General features: G+C 43.2%; 2 protein-coding genes. Both read right to left on the minus strand.

The genetic code is table 11. The features are described from left to right. Positions 1-367 precede the first annotated feature (367 nt). Positions 368-970, minus strand: coding sequence for a hypothetical protein (locus tag H595_RS0119585; protein WP_027672654.1), 603 nt, complete (start codon positions 968-970; stop codon positions 368-370). Positions 971-1,063: 93 nt separating this feature from the next. Then, on the minus strand, positions 1,064-1,612 hold the full coding sequence (locus H595_RS23100) for a hypothetical protein (protein ID WP_051220006.1): 549 nt from the start codon (positions 1,610-1,612) through the stop codon (positions 1,064-1,066). Positions 1,613-1,723 lie beyond the last annotated feature (111 nt).

A 1,723-nucleotide genomic window follows, 5' to 3' on the forward strand; every position in this document is an offset into this window, starting at 1 on the left:
TGCCCACCGCAGATACACCAGACAAGCTGACAAAGCTGTTGCCATTCTGATCTACACGGCAATCACGCCGACGGTGTGGTTGCTGCAACGCTTACCTTTAAGCCCATCGCCTTGAATAGCGCCAGCAACAGGTTAACCGATGAATGTCTGGTGCCCCTGCTGTCAGCAAGGATGCTGAAATCAGCAGGCACTCATTGAGAATGAGATAAGAGAGCCCCTATATGTGTTTGTTGCAGGCTATCGCCTGGCAACCATGATGACAGATGAAGCAGTCTCTCTTGCTGATGGACAACAAACTGACCGCTAACGCGGCCAGAAGAGCGGTTTTACCTATTGACTCCGAGAAGGCTCATATGTGTTATGCATTCTATGGCCCATACTCAGCTCTCATTTCATCTTGAAAATCTCTGAGAAGACTGACACACAGGTAGTATTTATCCAGCTTCTCTTTCAAAATCTCCATTTGGTCATGGAGTTTCCTCAGATTGATATATTGAATGCCGTCAAGATTCTTGTTTCCTTTTTTGTCCTTTGGGTACCTGAATGCAAACGACTCTGGATCAACTTTGACGAATTCTGTAATGATTGTTTTGATGGTCTGAATATCTTCCTTGGTGATATAGTCTTTTATAGATTGATCATGATCTTTGATAAGTCTAGCCATCAAAGAATTTGCAGTGTTCCACAAGTCGCCAATTCTGTGGTGCTCCGGGAAGCTTGCCTCTTCCTCAAGAAATATTCTTGACTCTCGAATAATGTGCTTAAGTTGCAGCTCAATATACTGACGGTAGAGAAATGATATGGGGAAAACCAAAATATCTTGGTTAGTACCCGATTCAACCACATCACTTACGAGTTTATCGGCAGCTTCTCTATAACCCTCGATATAAAGTCCCATAGCATCGAGTGACCAATTCAAGCATGCATTGGCTTTCCAATCTTTATCGCCTGAAAATAATGAATTACTCATTTGGCACCCTTATGCATAACGCTCGCAGCACAGGCCGAAATCCGTGCAGCGGGGAGGTCCAGGCCACGCAGTGGCCGTTTGTGACTGCGCTTGTTATGAATCATTTTGCACAGCTACCGCCAATAGTTTTCGAATCTCGGCCAAACACTTTTCTTTAGCATCGCGGAAATTTGACACCAGATCTTGTGAACGCTCATCACGAAGAGCATCACTTAAAATAGCTCTTCCGACCATGATCGCACTATTTGTTAGAAGATCTAATTTCTCAGGAATCAATGCCCTATTTTCATGGTAATAGGCTTTGAGTTGGTCTAGCTCTGCCTGATAATCGTTCCAGGCTTCCGCACCTCTAATACCATTATTAACTACGCCTTCCAGATGTAATAGGAGGTCATATAGTTTGATTAGAACTTCAGCTTGCCTTTGGAAAATACCGCCATAAGAAATTTGCAAACGATTACGTTCAATTTCTAACTTTGACTTGTAACTTTCAATTTGTTTACTTGCGTCAGCAAGGATCTCAGACTTGAAACGCTCAATATCTTTATTCAAGAAATGAGTAAACATTGATTTTGAAAGATACCCGATAACACCCAAAACAACGGCATTTGATAAGAGTGATACTAAAACGACTTCTACCACTGATCTCTCCATGATTCAATCGTGGTAGAACGACCCATTACTGAGCCGCCCCCACACAGATCCGGACGTGCGGAATTACCGCATCCGGCTCTTCAGTTATATATTCACTCG

Origin of the sequence: Rheinheimera baltica DSM 14885, assembly GCF_000425345.1 — a bacterium.
In the GTDB taxonomy this organism is placed as follows: Bacteria; Pseudomonadota; Gammaproteobacteria; order Enterobacterales; family Alteromonadaceae; genus Alishewanella; species Alishewanella baltica.